We start from the raw sequence: 16,986 nt of genomic DNA, 5'->3' as shown, positions 1-16,986 counted from the left end.
CCGTCTCGGAGGGCTCGGAAGCCGACGCAAGCGAAGGCTACCCGCCGAAATCGCTGCGAATCATCTCTACGTCGTCGTCGGTCAAGTCCGTGTTGTTCGCGAAGAGCGCAAGGATTGTGTCTGCGTCAACGTCCGCGTCTGCCTCCATCGCGTCTATCATGGCCTCGATCTCGGGCGTGCTGAGACGCTTGTACCACGGGTAGTCGTTACCGATCAGGGCCTCAAGCTCGGCGTCGGACAGGTGCGCAAACTGAGCCGACCGGGCGGCGTCCTTCGCGGCGCGCATCTGCTCTTCGGTGCAGCCGCCGTTGAACATCGCTTGAACCATGGCGGCGACCGGATCGGTGGGAGTCTCGGGTTTCATGGCGTTGGTCCGGTTGATTGGCGATGCTGGAATTCTGGCGTTACGCGAGGGGTTGGTCCTTGCAATACCCCCCGGCGGGGGGGAATTGCCCGCGGACGGTGCCCGTCTGCAATGTTGGCGCTGCCTCGCCTTGAAGTCCGCCTCGGTGGCGAAGACGATCCATCCGTCGTCGATCTCGATGATCTCGACCGCTCCCGGATAGGCGGCCCACACTTTGGCGATGGTCGCGTAATCTGCTGCGCTCGCAAAGCGTGTGCTCATTCGTCCTTGCTCCTTGAGGCGATGCCCGGACGGTGTCAGGCTGGCGGGGCTAGATGTTAAACGGGTCAACGGTCATGGAATCTCTCCGGTTGCGAGGTTCACGGCCTTGATTGGCACTTTTGGATTCGCTTTTGTAGTCGCTGAGGCGGGTGCTAGGTGGAGCAGGATGCGCGCGCCGCCCCGGATCTCCGCCGGCCTCGCGCGACGGACAACCATACCGTTGAGCAACAAATGGTGGCCACGCACTATGCAGGCCCTCTTGGTTCAACGCCGTTATTCAGCGCTACGCAACTCTCACCTCGGTTAGCATGGGAAGGCCGCTGACCAGTTTGCCGCGCGAAGTATGTGAGAAGCCCCGAGGGCACCTTACCATTTGCGCGGCCACATCCCCGGCACCTCTGTGTCAAGCTAAGGCCGCATGAGCTTGGCGATCTCCCGCTCCAGTCGAGCGATCATGTCGTCCGTAACCACATCGTCCTTCTTCAGGTGAAGCCCATCCGCCACGCGCGCCGCCGCATCGAACGCGCAGGCGCGAAGAATCTGGGGCGCATCCACGTAACCATCCTCGCCGACCTGCGGCAGGGTTGCCTCGAACAATCCGGCCGGGAAGTGGCGGGCGATCTTCACCGGGATGGGCTTAATCCGGATCAGGTCGCGATCCGCATAAGCCTGCTCCATGCTCGCAAGCTCATGCCAGAAGCGGTCCGCGCCGCCCCCCTTTCGCCGCGCCTGCATCAGACGGTTGGCGACGAGGTGGGCCAGGGCCAGTTGACCGCGGCCGCACCGTTCGTTCTGTGCCTCGATCCTGCCGACAGCCTTGGGGCGTTCGCTGCGCGGCCTCGTCAACGCCGAAAGCCTCCCGAGCGCCTTGGCGGCCGATGCGTCGTCGATAGGCTGGGTGTCGTCGGGGAGCAGGCCGGCCAGGTCGCGCCAACTGCGGACGAACCGGACCGGATCTTCGCCGTTGCCCGCGCTATCCCAGACCGCGTAGCCGACGAGCCGCGAATCAGTCCCCGCGACCTCCGCGTCCAGTCGGCGCATGCATTCGGGCAGATCGAAGCTTGCCAGGTGGGCTAGCAGTGCCTCAAAGGTTGGGTCGCCATAGGTCGCAAAGCCAGGGGTCCCCTCAAGTCCGGGGATGCCCTCGTCGTAGCCCTTGCGCGAGACCGTCAACGCCTTGCTGTCCGGAACGCCCGGAACGTTATTGAGCACGATGCAGCGCATCGCAGGGTCCGGGTGCAGAGTGCAGCCCAAGTCCCGCAGGTAGACTGACGTGGACAAGGCTTCCCAGATGGCATCCAGATCGATGGGCGGCGCCTCATCGGGGTGACCTTGGGCGAGGCGTACATAGGTCTCGTAGAGGTCCTCCGGCGGGATCTCCATGCTTGCCGTGCGGCGCTGGGCAAGCCGGGCCCGCTCTTCGGCACGTTGGGCCAGCACGCCCTCGGACAGGGTGCGCGCTGCCAGTTCCTGAAACTCCTCGGCCGTGACTGGCAGCATGGAAATCTGCTGCGTACCCACCACGCCACCCGCCTTGCTCAGGCGCGCGAGCAACCGCCCGTAGACGATCTCCTCGGCGGAGCCCAGGTAACACAGGTTGCTCACGAAGATGGTCGCGTGGGTCTGGCCGATACGGTCGATGCGCCCGATGCGCTGCTCCACCTTCATCGGGTTCCACGGCAGGTCGAAGTTGACCAGCAGGTCCGCGGTTTGCAGGTTCAACCCTTCCGCCGCCGCATCCGTACAGACCAGCACGTCGATCTCCCCATTCAGGAACCGGTGCTTGATCGCCTCCCTTTCGACCCCGGTCAGGCGCCAGGTACGCGGGTTGACATAGGAGCCGCCCTGGCCCGAGTAGGTTCCGATCAGCATGTGCGGATCGGCCTGTCGCAGCCGCCGGACAATGTCCGTCAGGGTGTCGTAGAAGCGCGTGAAGACCACAGTCTGGTTGATCCGCCCGCCGGCACCGCGACGCTTGTTCAGGTGCTCCAACAGCCGCTGCATCTTCGACGAGGTTCCGCTCAGGTCCCTCAGTCCGGCCAGCATTTCGCTGAGCTTGTTGCGCTCCCAGATCAGATCGTCGGCCGTGCGATCCTTCAGCAGCAGTGCTACTGCCTCTTCGTCGCCCTCGCCCCCTTCGAGCAGGTCGGACAGCGACAACTCGTCCATGTCCAGATCCTCGGCCTGGGCCAGGTGCTTCAGCGCCGCATCGACCTTTTCCCGGCGCCGCCGCAGTGACTCGCGGATCGCGAACAGGCTGGACGCGAACCGCAGCCGCAGGAAGCTCAGGATCATGCCCAGGGCGAAGCTGGCCTTCTTGCCCTGAGTGCCCTTGCCAAGCTGCCCGGCCAGGCCCAGGCAATAGCGCTCCAACTGGTCGTATGCCTGTTGCTCCTGGGTCGTGAACGCAATGGGCTTCAGTGGCAGCACCACGCGCCGCGCCAGATTGGCGGTGAGCTGGCCGCGGCTGCGGTACAGCTCCAGCAGCGGGCGGGTGTGCCGTAGCATCACGCGCGACAGGGGCGCCACCGCAAAGGCCAGCCGGCGGACCCCATCCTCGCCGCCCATTGGCGACTGGCCGGACGCCAGCCAGGCGTCCATGTCGAAGCGCGCGAAGTCGTCGATCACGGCCCCCTGGACGTACCGCCACAACAAGGGGTCTTGCCCTGCGACGGCAGTCACCGCCCGGTGGAGGAAGCTCCATTCCGTTGCGTCCAGCCCTTCGTCGCTGACCAGTTTGCCCAGCAGCCCGTAATAGGCATTCATCAGGCTCGGGTCGAGCTGAAAGTGGCCGACCCGGCGCGTCAGACGGATCAGGTCCGCCACCTCTACCGGGTCCAACTGCATTGGCGTGGCCGTCGCTAGCAACAGGCAGCGGGCTTGGCCGCGCAGCACCTCGTCCAGGGTCCGGTAGAGATTGCCGTAGCGAGGTTCCGCTCGCGCCCCCTGAGTCGCATTCTTGCGCCGGGCGTAATGGGCCTCGTCTACCAGGGCGATGTCGAAGGGCTCCGCCGACTTCAGCTCGGCGCGCCGTCCGGCCCGCGCCAGCAGGCCGTTGGAGACGATGGCCAGGTCCGGCTCATACAGCGACTTAGCCGACCGCTCCTCTGGCACCGGTAGCAGGTACTCATGTCTGGTGGTCACGCCGGTCAGGGCGCGCCCGAACGGCAGGAAGAACTTGGTTGCCATCTCCCGCTGCCACTGCGGCGTCAGGCTGGCAGGCGGGGCGATCAGCACCCGGCGGACCAAACCTGCCAGGTAGAGTCCGCGGATCGCCAGCCCCGCCTCGATGGTCTTGCCGAGGCCCACCTCGTCACACAGCAGCCAGCTATAGGGCCAGGTATCGATCAGGCGTTTGGCGACCACCGCCTGATGGGGCCAGGGCTCTACTGGTGCCGTGACCATGCCCACGTACTCACCGTTAGGGAGCCTTGGCCCGTCTCGCAGCAGTGCAAAGCGCAGCCTCTCCAAGGCCGAGGGCGGCGGCACTTTCAAGGGGATCGCGCTGGAACCATCAACCTCCAGGGGCCGTTCGGTCGCCCCAGCCAACTGGATCAGCCGCTGGCGCACCGCCTCCGGCAGGGTCAACACCCGCAGGCTTGGATTCTCGTTGTTCCAAACCCGTTGGAAGCGGGACTCGGCGTCGTCGGCGCGCTGACGGTTCTCCCCGCCGGTCCAGTCCCGATGTACGTCGATGTTCTCGGCGTTCAGAACCAGCGCAGTTTTGGATTCGTTGAAAGAGCCGGACGCATAGAGCCGGTCGCCTGCCGCATCCCGGAAGACGGCCCATTTCTCGTGGACATAGCCATCGGCCGGGGAGTCGGTCGCAATCGCCGCTCCCGTCTGTGCATGCACCCGGAACGCGACACGGATCTCCAGACGGCCCCGGGCGACCATCCAGGCCAATAGGGCTACACCCCGCTGCTCAGCCTCCGGCCACTGCTCGGATTGGTCCAAGGCACCGTTCAGACAGGCGCCTAGCCGCACCTCGTCGCCGGCCAGGATAGCGGCCACGTCGTCCGCGTCCATGTCAGCGCCCACCACCATGCGTGAGTTCCCTCCCTGGGCCACAAAGGCGGAAAAGCCCTGGGATGCCACCGCCAGCGAGGATGACCGGAAATACCCTGCGACCCGGTCATAGCTCTTCGCCCGGCTCAGGACCGGAATGTAGAAATGATGGAGGATGTCCACCGGCTGGCCACCGGTGGCATGGCTGGACGTGCTGTAGCTCAGTTGCCAGGGGTAGTCGCGCAGGCGGGGAGCGGTGCCGGGATCGGGCATCCAAGCGGTTCCTACAACTGCCGCAGGCCGAACAGCAGGCCCTCCGCCTCCCGGCGGGCGGACTCGTCGGCCATCTCCCGCGCCCAGACGGCGAGCAGATCGGTCACTCGCTCGCCGGAATCGGCCGCCTTGGTCGCGAGATATTGGCGGGCCACCGGCAGCTCGCCGCGGCGGTGGGCAAGCAACAGGCCGTGGAGCCTGTCCCAATCGGTCTGGGGCTGCTCCAGTCGGCGGGGGTCGCGCTCCTCCGGCAGGGCTAGACGGGCCTTGGACCCCTTGCGGGCGAGCGGGGCCGCAAAGCCCCGCTCCTCCGCCTTGGCGCCCTGTGTACGGCGGCCGCTGGCCTCCTGGTTGATGCCGATGGAGCGCTGTCCGGGCTCGATACGGTAGCCCCCGGGCTTCCCCTCCAGGCGGATGTTCATGGATTTGGACAGGCTCAACACCTCGTCGTAAGCGACCTCGCCGAGGCCGTAGATACCATAGAGGGTCAGGGCCATGGCCGTCTCGGGGTCCAGGTCATCCACCTTGAGCCGGCCCTCGGTGATGCGGTGGATCTGGTGCTCGGCCACCACCCGGCTGGCCTCGTTCATGGCGCGGATGGGCGAGACCTGCTCGTCCCCGTCCATGACCGGCCAGTGTTGGGACAGCACATGCAGCGCCCGGCCGTAGGACGCGACCATCTCGTCCACCGGGTTCAGGCGCAGGGGCTCGAACTCCCGCAGGCCGTCCACCACCGCATCGCGGATCTGGTGCTGCACGCCTTGACCTCCGAGGCCGGTCCAGGAGGCTGGGAAGTCCGACTCCAGCGAACGTTTGCGGCACGCAATGAACATGGAACTGGCTGCCGCAGCGACGTTCATTTGATGGGTTGAATACGACCCTTCGGATTCGACAGGAAACGACGCTGTTATGTCCCAACCGGATTCAATCAACGATTGCGTTAAGGCCTCCCACGCATCCTGACCCTTATGGGTGAACATCAGCGTTAGCCTCCCCTCATCCCGAAGGACCCGGCGACACTCCGAAAAGACCTCGCGCATCTTGCACTGGTAGGCAACGCGGGCGGCTCTTGGTCCACCGTGGCGTTCGTTGTTCGCAACCGCCTCGTCACTCTTTTCTGTCAAACGTCTGGAAAACAGTTCAGGGTGAATGTCTTTCAGTGTTCTGCGCTGCCAGACATAGAAAAAGTCCGAAAGCTCGGAGTACTGAACATTGTCGTAGTAGGGTGGGTCCATGCACACTAGATCGACTGATCGGTCTTTCACCCCCGGAAGATAGGCGGCAGTGCCATTGAGGATCGTCAGCATCGGTACAGATTGTGGTTCTGATGCGGCTCGGATGGGGGCGATCAGTTCTGCGATCCCTTGGTAAGAGTCAAGGATTTGACTCAGACCCCAAGCAGCTCCCGAATTTGGACCGGTGAAAACCATCTCGCCGAAGGTCCACTTAATATTGAGGTCGTGGCGCGAATACGTGCCCTTAACAATGCCTCGCGTATACTCCCAGCGTGTTTGTCGGCTGTTGTAATCGATCCCTTTGTCGATAGCGAACTGAAGGTACGTGATAACCGCTCGTCCTTTCGACTCGCCCAGGGCTTCGAGGATCAACGGCTTTAGTGCAATCAGCCCTTCGATTACGGTTAGATGCCCAAGTAATTGTCTTGGCGTGAATAGATCGCACCATCGCTTCATGCCGTATAGGATGCAGCCCCCGTTCTTGGAGCAACTGACAATGTCCTCTGTCGGAATCAACCCATCCGCCTCCCATTCCGGCCATTTGTCCTGTAAGCGTCGTTGGGCCTCGGCGATGGCGGCCAGGTCGCGAGTATTGGGCGGACGGAAGAAACGGACCTTCTCGGTTTTGATCTCACCGGCCCGCTCGCCGGTCTTGTAGCGCTGGGGCTGCCCGTGCTTGTCGAGCTTGGGCTGGAGCCGCACTGCGACTACGGCATAGAGCCGGTCCATCCAAGTGCCGTGGGGCGATTCGCCACGGGCCTGGGCCTTGATTTCGTCGCCTGGGATGCCCTGTTTGCAATGGGGGCAGGTGCCGACGCCGCGGTTCACGAAGGCCCCGTTCGGGTCCTCACCGTTCGGTCCGAGGCCCTCGTGGACCCGGTACGTCTCGAACCGGACCTTGCCACCGGTGGAGCGGCCGTCGGTGATGACGCGCACACCCCAGGGGTCGCCGGCCTCCTTCGACAGCCAGGAAGTGTTCAGCAATGGCGCCTCGCCGCCGCAGTGGGGGCAGGTGACCTGGCGGACGTAGATCAGCCCAGTGTGGTCGTACTCTGGCACATCGAATTGAGGCAACAACTCGGGGCAGCGCTTGAGATGCTCGCGCAGTCGCGCCCGCTCGGATTCCGGGATAGTCGAGAAGGGCGCAAGCCCTTCCATGCCTGCCTCGACAAGGTCGAGGAGCTTCCGGCCCCAGTGCTGGATGTCGGTAGATAACTCCGGTCCGAAGCGTGCCGGATAGTCCAGGGTCGCGTACAGGATCGTCGTCGCAACGGGATTCAGCTCGTTGGCGATGACGTTGTGACCCAGGCGCAGGGCCTCGAAGGGAATCGAGCCGCCTCCGGCGGTCGGATCAAGCACGGTTAGGCCGGATGGACGCGGCTCGACCGGTGTCGCGAAGGCACGTCCGTATCCATACAGGTTCTCAGCATCCCACTTGATCTCCTTGCCAAGGGCCTTCTTGACCGCGGGGGACTTGGCGAACGCGATCCGATCCTTAATGTGTGCCGGATCGCCCATGGTCCGCCGCACCGGTAACCACACCCCCACCATCGGCAAAGGCTCAGGCAAGGGCCTGGACTCCTCCGCCCAGCGCAGCACCACCGGGTCTTTCACCAGGGACGGGTCTGTGGTCCGAATCCGCGCGATCAAGCCGCGGTTCTCCGCACGCCGCGTCTGCTCGTCGCGCAGGGCGTTCAGGACCTTGTCATCGACCTCAAGGGACTCGGAGCCGCCCGCGTCTCGCTCCACCCGCGCCGGCAGGTCGCCGGTCAGGGTCCAGGGTTCGCCGTTGGCCAGGGCCTGTACCCGCTCGATCCCGAGCCGTCGGACGAACAACTCCGGGTCGGCATCCCAGGGGGTCAGGGAGGCGACGATGGCCGCCCGGCTCGGCGTCAGGGGCCGGCGCGCCCACCAGACGTGCAGGTAATAGAGCGGCGGGAGGGCGGAGCTTGCACCCCGCTCGCGTTGGGTCTCAGCGCCGACCTGATGGCAGGGAAAGCCATGCTCGATGAGCCGCTTGTCGTCGAGTACGTCGATCTGGTCCTGGTCCATTGTTCTTGTAGATTCCTTTGGCGGGTGGGTTGGTCGGCCTGTGGTTGCAATCTCGATGGCTCGCCAAAGACCCGGACGGCCCACGCGCCTCTTGGTGGCGCCGCCTATAAAGAGGCAGGCGGGGCGGGATTTAGCCTGCCTTGGCGGGGTAGGTGGCCTGGACGATGTCGGCGATCAGGTCCGCAACCAGGTCATCGTCCATGGGCAGACCATAGACGCCGCAATGGGAGTCATCGTCCAAATCGGGCTCATGGAGCACTGACAGCTCGCACTGGTCTGGACTGTTGGTCCGAACATAACCCCGCAGTGCCCCGACATTGTGGACCGCAAATCGGGCGCTGCTGCGGACCTTGAAGCTGGGTTTCTGTTGGAATGCCGTCCGCAGTGCGTCCAGTTGTTTGGAACGGTCGCTGGGCTCCAGGTACTCCAGCCAGTTGACGGACAGATAGGGCTCAGGCTTACCGTCGAACTTGCGTAACCGAAACACACTCCCGTCGACCCTACCGTCCTCATGAATGCTCGCGCCGCCACAGTAGCGGGCCACATGATCAGCATCGGGGACCTGATCCCCCTTCACTTCGCCTCCTCTTCGGTGGGTTGCTCCGACGCCCATCGGAGAACACCGTAGGGCTCAGCGAGCCGCATGACGCTGTCCAACGTCGCACCGCCAGATGCGCGTATCGTCTTGTAAGGATGCGTCGGGTCTGGGGCGAAGATGACGAAGCGCACGTCCCCACCACTGTCGTCCAGAAACTCGATGGCGAAATGCTGACGAGGGTTGATCCGCCATTGGGCTCGCACATTTCCCGCCGTCGTCAACACGGTGCTCGGGTACGCCAGTTCCGGGTGCGCCGTCAGGAATGCAATCATCGACTTCAGGGATGCCGTCGCCGGTGGCGCCTGCTCCGGCTGTTCTTCCCGGGCGATGGCGAGCAAGCCTTCCAGGCGCTCCGCAAGACGCTGACCGTAACGTATCCCGGGGTGACAGCGGATACTATTGATCAGCTCTGCCGGGGTTGGCGTCGGCGGGGGCGTCGGAATGGTTCGCTGTTGCCGTACCTCATAGAGGCTCTGAAACAAGTCTGCATGGGGCTCCGCTGTATGGTTCAGCCTGTGCAGAATCTTGGCTACTTTTCGGAGTTGCTCGGCACTGAGCGCCAAGGTCGACGGTTCGAGAAGATGCCGCTTGGTGAAAGCCTTGTATATCCAGTCCGCAGCGAAAGCTTCCACAGGAACGGAAATCTCTTGTGCTAAAGAGCGGGTACCAACGCCATCCCTCAGATACCGGTCTCGCTCGATGCCCTTGTTGTATATCGGGTCCGAGCCATTAGGCCAGTCACTCGGAAACGTGCCCAGTGCCAAGCGCGCTCCGGACGGAAAGAATTGTGGCTGCGACCCACATGCCGCGGTGAACACGCGTCCGTCTGTCGACGGATCGAAACCGGTGTGCCTTACCCAATCGGCCTCGCTGGGAAATGTTGCTCGTTGTGTCTGGGTGTTCATCATTTTTCAGTATTCTGCAGGGGGCTCAACTGGCGCCTGCAAAGAGAAGCTCGTCGGCCATCGTACCGAAATGGGCCGCATCGCTTTTTGCCTTGGCGATGTGTGCAAGGACCATGTCATTGGTTGGATAGCCATGGCACTCGCGATGGTAGTTGCCGCTGATATCAACGCCGAAAATCTGCTGTGTCTGCTCCTCCTGCTGGTGCAGAATAACCCTACCTTCCAAGGCAAGGGTCAACCTCGCGTCTTCGTGGGCGTAGGCGAAGGACAACGTGACAGCTTTCAAGTCAAGGGGTTGCTGGTCCCAAGGCCCAGGCTTGATGAACCTGGCCTTTAGGAATTCATTAGGATTCTCGATTTGGGAAAAGCCCCGAAAATTGGTGCCTACCGCGGTGTATTTGACGTGCGGCAGCACCTCAACGTAGCGACGGGCAATACTGATTGCCTTGCTATCTGTTATGTCACTGCACTGGTTGACTTCGGTCACCTGGAACCGGTTTGGCTCTACCTTAAGCATGATGCCGCTCGTATAGGCCACAACGGATATGCCACGGGTGGTAAGGGGCGCAGCGGCCAGCTCCCATTCCCATTCCTCCGGAACGATCTGCTGATACTTAAGAAAGTCAGGGTTTAGAATCGTCGGGTTGCAGTCCTCGCCGACGACGACGATGGAGAATTCGAGTGGGACAATTTTCATCTTGAGATTCAATTCTAAGTGTGCTCGCCGCCATTGGACGGTTGTTCTCGGAACGATGCTCCGGCAACCCTGCCGCTAGGCCCGAAGCCGCTCCAGCATGCGCTCCACCCCTGAGTCCTTGGCCTGCCCGCCCAACATGAGGCGCATACCGGCGACCGCCCAGCGTCGAGCGTCGGGGCTGAAGCTGGTCATGCGCGAGAGCCAGTAGGCGGCCTCCTCGCGGGTGAAGCGCTCGATGCGGCGGGCCATCAGCTCGACGCGGTCCAGGTCGGTGACCCTCTCTTGGAGCCGAAAGATCAGGGCGAGCTTGGCGCCGGACTCCTCGTCCAGCGGCAGGTTGACCCGCAGGCGCAGCCCCTCCTGGGTCAGGTAGCGCTGGATTTCCAATGGCACTCCCGACTCGTCCTGGACGCTCGCGACGATGTTGCGCAGCACCGGCAGACAGCGGTGCAGATTGTCTCCCGCGACATGACCCCGCTCGGCAAGTTTACCCTTGTGACCGGCATCCGCGCCCGAGGTTTCGGCGGCGGCGCCGGCATCGTCCGACCAGGTGCGGCGTTCTTTGAGTACCAGGACAGGGATCGGCGAACTCTTCCATTCGGTAATACGCAGCACGAAGGCGGCCCTGCGCCAACGCGGCTCCAGGTGCGCGCGGTGATGTTCTGCCAGGCTCGGCGTCTTCTTCGCTGCCACTGGGTTGTCAGTCCTGGGTGAGTGCCTGGGCCAGCGGGCAGTCGTCCCGCGGGTCGGTAATGCGGATGCGGGCCTGGGTCCGCTCGTTCTGGGCGACCAGTCCGGCAAGGACCTCGAATAGTTCGCCGAGGCGCTTCATATCCTCCGGCGGGCAATCCTGTAACAGAAGGCGCATGCGACCTCCGCCTGGCAATTGCAGTTCCACAAGGTCCAGCACGTCGAGCTTGGAGTTGGCGCCGCGGCTGTAAAGGCTGCCGATGCGGCCGAGCAGGGGCAGCAATCGAGTTGCGGCCTCGGTGCCCTTTAGCTCCAGGTGCTTGGGGTCGATCTTGACCCAGCCGCGACGCGATGCCTCGGCTGGCGAGACGATGACGTCGTCCTTGCCCACCGAGTGGAGGATCGCCGTTGGGCCGTGCACGAGTTGGATCGGCGTGGCCTCCTGCTCGGGGGTGCCACTGTAGGTCAGGGCCTTGTCCTCGCGGACGACGTTGTCGATCGCGGTCAGGATGTCCGGCTCGGGTATGTCGCCGTGGGCGCCGACCACTTTAGCGATGATCTCGGAGACGTAGGCCGCTGGTTGCTCGCGCATCGCATCCGCTACCCAGGTCTCGACACGCGCCGGGTCCACGTTGACCGCCCCGCCGAGCCAGCCGCGCTGGTTGGCGCCGGGCAGGGTGACGATGGCCCAGCCCGGGGCGCGCAGGTCCAGATCCAGGGGCAAGGTGTCGGCGTCGCGACTGTAGATCGCCTCGGGCGTAACGCTTTGCTCGTCCTGCATGCGGAAAAGGCACCAGGCACTGCGGATGATACCCTCGCGGACGATCTGGTCGAAAACCGTTGCCCCTTCGAGCACCGGCCAGCGGCGATTGACGGCGAAGTTGCTCCGCAGTTGGTCCAGGGTCGGGGTCTGGCCGGTACCGAAGAACAGCTTGCCCAGCAGGTTGAGCCCCTCCTGGGTGCGGGCACGCTCTTCGGTGATCAGTTCGCCGTCCTCGCGCAGCACGCGATGGATCTCGGCGATGATCGAGGCGCCGCCCTCGCCACCGGCGGTGTGAATCTCCTTGCGCACCACATGCCCTGAGGCCGACGGGTACCAGAGCCCGTCGTATTGTTGGGTGATGGTGGTCTGAAGGGCCAGTTCGCGTTCCTTGGTCTTGTCGCCGAAGCCCTCCTCGGCAAGTTGCTGGGGCTTGATGCCGTAGTTCTCCGGCTTGTCCCGCAGGCGACCGCGGGCGATGACATCGCGGGCCAGGTCGTCCAGGCGCTGGTGTGCCTCCTTTGCCTTCACGACGCGATCCTCGTTCCAGATTTCGCCCTGGACATGGACGGTGCGGGGGACCAACAGGAATATGAGGTTCTGCTCAATGCGCGGCCGGTTGGGGCCGACCGTGGTCACGAATGCCTCGGCGTCGATCTCGTCCGCGCCTAGGGCAACCAACGCTAGGTTGGTTCGTCCGGTCTTGTCCTTGATGTGCTCGGGGTGTGTCACATCGTGGGCGACGTGGAAGGTCGGGTCGGTACGGATGATCTTGCGGGCGGCGGCATCGAGAAAGTCCGTGACCTGGTCTTTGGCCAGGCTGCCGCGGATCATGGCCAGCGCCCGATTGATGGACGCGTCGAGACTGGCGTAGTAGCGGCCAAACTGGGCGCTGTGGCGCAGATAGAAGGCCCCGCGGTCGCTGTCTTCGATGGTTTTCAGCGCGGTCTCGACCTGGGAGGGCGATAGACCGGGAAAACTGGTCTCCAGCAAGGCGTCGCGTTCTACGATGCCGAAAAGGGGGGTCCCGAGCCCCTCGTGGCGTCCCACTAGGCTGTGCAGGAAGACCGTCTTCCAGGCGTACTCGTGGAATGGATAGCCCTCGGGATGCGGGTTTTTGCGGTCCGCCTCCTCGGCGCGACTGGCGCCGCCGATAAGGGTGGCGGTGTCCACGCCGCCGATGTCGGTGTTGAGGATCGGCAACAGCTCTCCGCCGCCCGTGCGGCTGATCAACTCGTTGACGATGCGCGCGTCGCGCAGGTTCAGATGGCACGTATGGATCATCGGAACCGGACTGCGTTTCTCCCACAGGCTACGCACGGCCAGCGCCAGCACGCGCAGGACGCCGCGGGTGCCTTGAAAGTTGGCGAGGGTCGCCATCTTCTGGTTCAGAAAATCGACGAAGGTGGGGTGGAAGGGATACAGGTCGCACATCGCGGTGCGAAAGTCCTCCCGGCTTGCCCGGTCTGGCAGCAGGTCGGGAGTCTTCTGGTACATGGCCCAGTAGGCGGCAACGGTTTCAGCGCCGGCTACTTGGTCCACGCTGACGAACAGGCGTTTGGCCAGTACCCGGCTGATTTCGTTTGCCTGGACGGGTACGACCCCGGTGGCATCGCGGGAGACGACGCTAACCACCCCGGCCTGCGCGGTCTGGGCCATGGCGACAGCCTCTTCTGGCGTCACCTCTTCGCCGCGGATTTCGCTCAAGAGTTTGGCAAGCTCGTCGGTCTGGGTGGCGAAAGCATCCGCTTGACTCGCCAGGGTCAGCACCACGGCGATGTTGGAGTGATTACGCGCGTAGCCGTTCAGCGCCATCAGAAACGCAGCCAATTGGTCCGCGCCTTGGGGGTGGGCGGCTGCCAGCCGGGCCGAATATTGGGCCAGCTCGTCCAGCAGCAACAGGGCCTTGCGGTTCTCGAAGATGCAATCCAGGAAGGACTTTCCCGGCGCCGCTCGGGAGTTGGCCTCCGTCTCGACGCTGCGGTAGAGCGCCTCGCCCCCAAGTTGGAACGCGATCTCGCCCCAGAGGGTGTAGGGCACCAGAGCGGCGCCGTGGGGCTTGTGGACTGGGATCTCGTCGCCTGCGATGCCGACCACCTGTACGTCCCCTGGGTCATGCAGGGCTGCGAGGTCGATCACGCTGCCGTCGATGCTCGGGGCTGCGACGTCCGCGAGGTGTCTGCCGCGGAAACCGAGGTGGGTCAGTGCGATGAGGGTATGCGTCTTGCCGCCGCCGAAGGCGGTTTCGAGGCGGTGGATGGCTGGTACGCCGTTGTCTCCTGCCAGGCGAGCCATGGCCTCGGACAGCACCATGCGCATGCCGTCCGTGGAAAAGGTTGCCTCGCGGAAGAACTGCTCTGCATCCGTGTAGAGATTGTTCACGCTGCTCGCTCTGCCCCGATAGTGGTCCATGACCTGGGACAGACTGGCGGTGAAAATCTCAGGGTTGAAGGTGCCGGTGAGTAGATCCGGACGCGGGGTGCAGGTGTTGAGTATCGACTTCATCGATAGATTCCTTCTCGATGTTCCGGGGGACGGCGATTCGCTGGGGCGGTCTGGTCCACATTTCCCCGAAGTTTTCCGCCCTCAGTGCCGAATACGGCGTAGACGAGGCTCACGGAGCCGAAACCCCTGGGTGGGGGATGGGGCGGGCGCCCTCCTCGATCATGCGGTTGACGCGCATTTTCCCACCCCAAGTCGACGCGGCGTGGGTAAGCCCCGGCTTCTTTACCGGCAACGATATAGCGTTGAAAGGCGCGCAGTTACACTGGCGGGACATACAATCGAGCAGCGCGGGGTGGTCGTTGCTGTTGTGGTAGAGCCGAGATCTTCGCAACAAGTCGGCAAGCGAGGATTGCTCGGCGTCGGGGTCTCCCAAGCCAAGGTGGCCATGAGCCGGGTCTAGCTGTCCGGGCAGTTGGCGTTGGTCCATATTGTCGCCCTTGGAACCGTGGACGGTACGGTACGGAGTTGGACGGCAAAAGACAACAGAGCATCGTTGCGACTCCGGTTCTGAGTTGTCGCTAGGCACTGCGCGGCAAGGTGGCAGGGGACTCGGGAAATCGCCGCGAAGCGCTTCCGACCCTCCTTGACACAGCAAGTCAACGGCAAACTGCTACCGTCAGTACGCGCGCCACGAGGCCGCTCTCGGCCTCGGGGTGGCTAGGGTGACCCAGGCGGCGTCCGCCTGGCCGCTTGACAACAAGGCGTCGGCGATGCGCCACGCAACAGCGTCAATGCGGTCTGCCGGGTACTGGCCTGACTCGATGCGCTGCATGATCCTGCCTGCCGCTTCAAGCAATGCGCGGGCCTCCCACATTGCGTCCGGGTCGATCTGTTCGTTCTTGCGGCGGGTGCTCATCGCGAGACCTCCTTATCCTTCCAGAAGGAAAGTCCACACGCGCAGGTAGGTTTCCCATTTTTCCCATTTCTTCCCGTTTTGGGGTGTTTGGGTTCCCATTCTTCCCATTCCCCCTTTAGGGGGATGGGAAGAATGGGAAAGTGGAATGGGATGGGTGGGTGTTGGGTGAGTGTCATCATGGCAGCCACACCCAATCGTCCTGGTAGGATAAATGGCCAGCCGAGACGAGACCCTGAACGGCGAGGCGTGCTCTTTCTCGCGTCCGCTTCTTCTCGACGGGTAGCCGGTCGGCGGCGGCGTCGACTGCTGCGTCATACCGCACGCACGGCCGGAAATCGGGCGCCCCTGATTTGCCGTACTCGCTCGAAGCCTTCAGTGCCTCGCCGATGGCCTCGAGTGCGATCTTCTGATTCCCTCCAGGCGGCTTTCTGTGCCGCGCAACCTCGCCGCTCTTGTGCTCGACCGGCTCGACGATGCAGCTAGTGATGGGATCCCCGTCTTCGTCGGTGCCAATTTCGACCACGTCCAGCCGGAATGGTCGCGGCTCGCTCTCCGGCCCGTCCTTCGCGCGGGTTACCGCCCACTCGCGGTTGTCGTTGTTGTCGCGACTCACTTCTAAGATCGCGTCGACGGCACCGCTGAGGCTCGAATGCCCGCGTAGACCGCGTGACAGCTCCTTGCCGGCGTGATGCACCAGCAGGACGAGACCGCCTAGAGTCGCCTGAAGCCTCTTGGCGGCGGCGATGATGCGGCCCATATCGACGCTGGAATTCTCATCGGCGCCCGGTGATGCGGCGTTGAGCGTGTCGATAACCACGATTCCCGCGTCTGCTCTCGCGGCCTTGATCGCGTTCGCAAGATCGGTGATGTCGTCGGCCAGCAGCAACGAAAGCTGCGCGGTCACGAACTTGAGCCGGTCCTTTCCTGCATCGCCTTTCACCAGCCGGTAAGCCTGCCAACGCTGCGACAGTCCGCCTTCGCCCTCCAGGCCGACGTAAACGATCGGGCATGGTCGAGTGCGGTAACCGAACCACTCGCGCCCCTCGGTGATCGCGGCGGCGGCGTCCAAGACGATGAATGTCTTGCCTGACTTCGGCGGCCCGTAGATGACCGCGATACCCTCGGCGGGCAGCACTCGCTTGATGCGGTACTGCGCGGCCGGGCGGCTCGCCAGCTCGTCAGGCGTCAAGAGGTGGAAGCGAGGCGGCGCGGGCCCTGCGGCTTTCGCCTGCTCGGCGATCGCATCGTTGAGGATGTGAACATTCCCCGACCGCGCAAAGTCGTTGGGATCCTTCTCCCCGTTCGGCCCGCGCGGGAGCTGTGCTCTGATGATCTCGGTCATGCCGCGTCCTCCAGCACAACCAAGCGAGGCGGCGCGAAGTGCTCGGCTACCGTCTGCGCGACGATGTCGAAGTGATGCCCCATGCAGGCGAAGGCCGCAGCGTTGCCCTTGTGGGCATGGAAGACGATCGAAACGGCATCGGCCCATCCCTCGACCACGAACCACGGGGCGCGTTTGCCGAGGGTGCTGCCGCAGATGAATGCGTTGCCCCTGATCGGCCCGAAGCTCTGTTTGACGCCTGCGGGATTGATCGCCTGAACGGCGCACACGGCATCGGTGCGGATGTCGCGCACGGGGATGAGGAGGCAATCGGCGCGCTTGCCGATCTCGATGCCGGATGCGTTACCGCGGCCGGCTCCTGCGGCCCAGTCAATCCCTTTGCTGAGTGCGTATGGGTGCGATCCGACGATGCGATCGGTGCGCGCTGCGGACGCCCAAAG

General features: G+C 63.8%; 10 protein-coding genes and 1 pseudogene. All 11 read right to left on the bottom strand.

Going from position 1 to position 16,986, the window contains the following annotated elements:
* Nucleotides 1-37 precede the first annotated feature (37 nt).
* Nucleotides 38-625, bottom strand: coding sequence for a hypothetical protein (locus tag BLV04_RS11775; RefSeq protein ID WP_093031955.1), 588 nt, complete (start codon nucleotides 623-625; stop codon nucleotides 38-40).
* Nucleotides 626-1,033: 408 nt separating this feature from the next.
* Nucleotides 1,034-4,906, bottom strand: coding sequence for a DEAD/DEAH box helicase (locus BLV04_RS11770; RefSeq protein WP_093031952.1), 3,873 nt, complete (start codon nucleotides 4,904-4,906; stop codon nucleotides 1,034-1,036).
* Between the two features lie 11 nt (nucleotides 4,907-4,917).
* Nucleotides 4,918-8,193: a DUF1156 domain-containing protein gene (locus BLV04_RS11765; protein ID WP_093031949.1), complete on the bottom strand. Its 3,276-nt coding sequence runs from the start codon at nucleotides 8,191-8,193 to the stop codon at nucleotides 4,918-4,920.
* Nucleotides 8,194-8,323: 130 nt separating this feature from the next.
* Nucleotides 8,324-8,770 (bottom strand): hypothetical protein, encoded by a 447-nt coding sequence (locus BLV04_RS11760; protein WP_093031946.1) that lies wholly within the window; start codon nucleotides 8,768-8,770, stop codon nucleotides 8,324-8,326.
* On the bottom strand, nucleotides 8,767-9,699 hold the full coding sequence (locus BLV04_RS11755; protein WP_139191916.1) for a hypothetical protein: 933 nt from the start codon (nucleotides 9,697-9,699) through the stop codon (nucleotides 8,767-8,769). The genes BLV04_RS11760 and BLV04_RS11755 overlap by 4 nt, the downstream gene beginning before the upstream one ends.
* A 22-nt stretch (nucleotides 9,700-9,721) precedes the next feature.
* A complete protein-coding gene (locus BLV04_RS11750) occupies nucleotides 9,722-10,405 on the bottom strand; it encodes a hypothetical protein (protein ID WP_093031940.1) in 684 nt (227 codons plus the stop codon).
* 63 nt (nucleotides 10,406-10,468) lie between these two features.
* Nucleotides 10,469-11,086, bottom strand: a complete 618-nt coding sequence (locus BLV04_RS11745) for a DUF7680 family protein (protein ID WP_093031937.1) — start codon at nucleotides 11,084-11,086, stop codon at nucleotides 10,469-10,471.
* 7 nt (nucleotides 11,087-11,093) lie between these two features.
* Nucleotides 11,094-14,348: an ATP-binding protein gene (locus BLV04_RS11740; RefSeq protein WP_093031934.1), complete on the bottom strand. Its 3,255-nt coding sequence runs from the start codon at nucleotides 14,346-14,348 to the stop codon at nucleotides 11,094-11,096.
* Between the two features lie 616 nt (nucleotides 14,349-14,964).
* Nucleotides 14,965-15,204, bottom strand: coding sequence for a hypothetical protein (locus tag BLV04_RS11730; protein ID WP_093031928.1), 240 nt, complete (start codon nucleotides 15,202-15,204; stop codon nucleotides 14,965-14,967).
* A gap of 175 nt (nucleotides 15,205-15,379) precedes the next feature.
* The gene (locus BLV04_RS11725) at nucleotides 15,380-16,546 is read right to left on the bottom strand and encodes an AAA family ATPase (RefSeq protein WP_175534602.1); all 1,167 of its coding nucleotides are present in this window, start codon (nucleotides 16,544-16,546) and stop codon (nucleotides 15,380-15,382) included.
* A pseudogene (locus BLV04_RS24940) lies at nucleotides 16,543-16,986 on the bottom strand (primase-helicase zinc-binding domain-containing protein); the annotation flags it as partial. The pseudogene BLV04_RS24940 and the gene BLV04_RS11725, both read right to left, overlap by 4 nt.

It is taken from the genome of Thiocapsa roseopersicina (assembly GCF_900106925.1).
GTDB classification, from domain to species: Bacteria; Pseudomonadota; Gammaproteobacteria; order Chromatiales; family Chromatiaceae; genus Thiocapsa; species Thiocapsa roseopersicina.
Note: the sequence above shows the minus strand (reverse complement) of the source record. Positions and strands in the feature narration are given on the sequence as shown.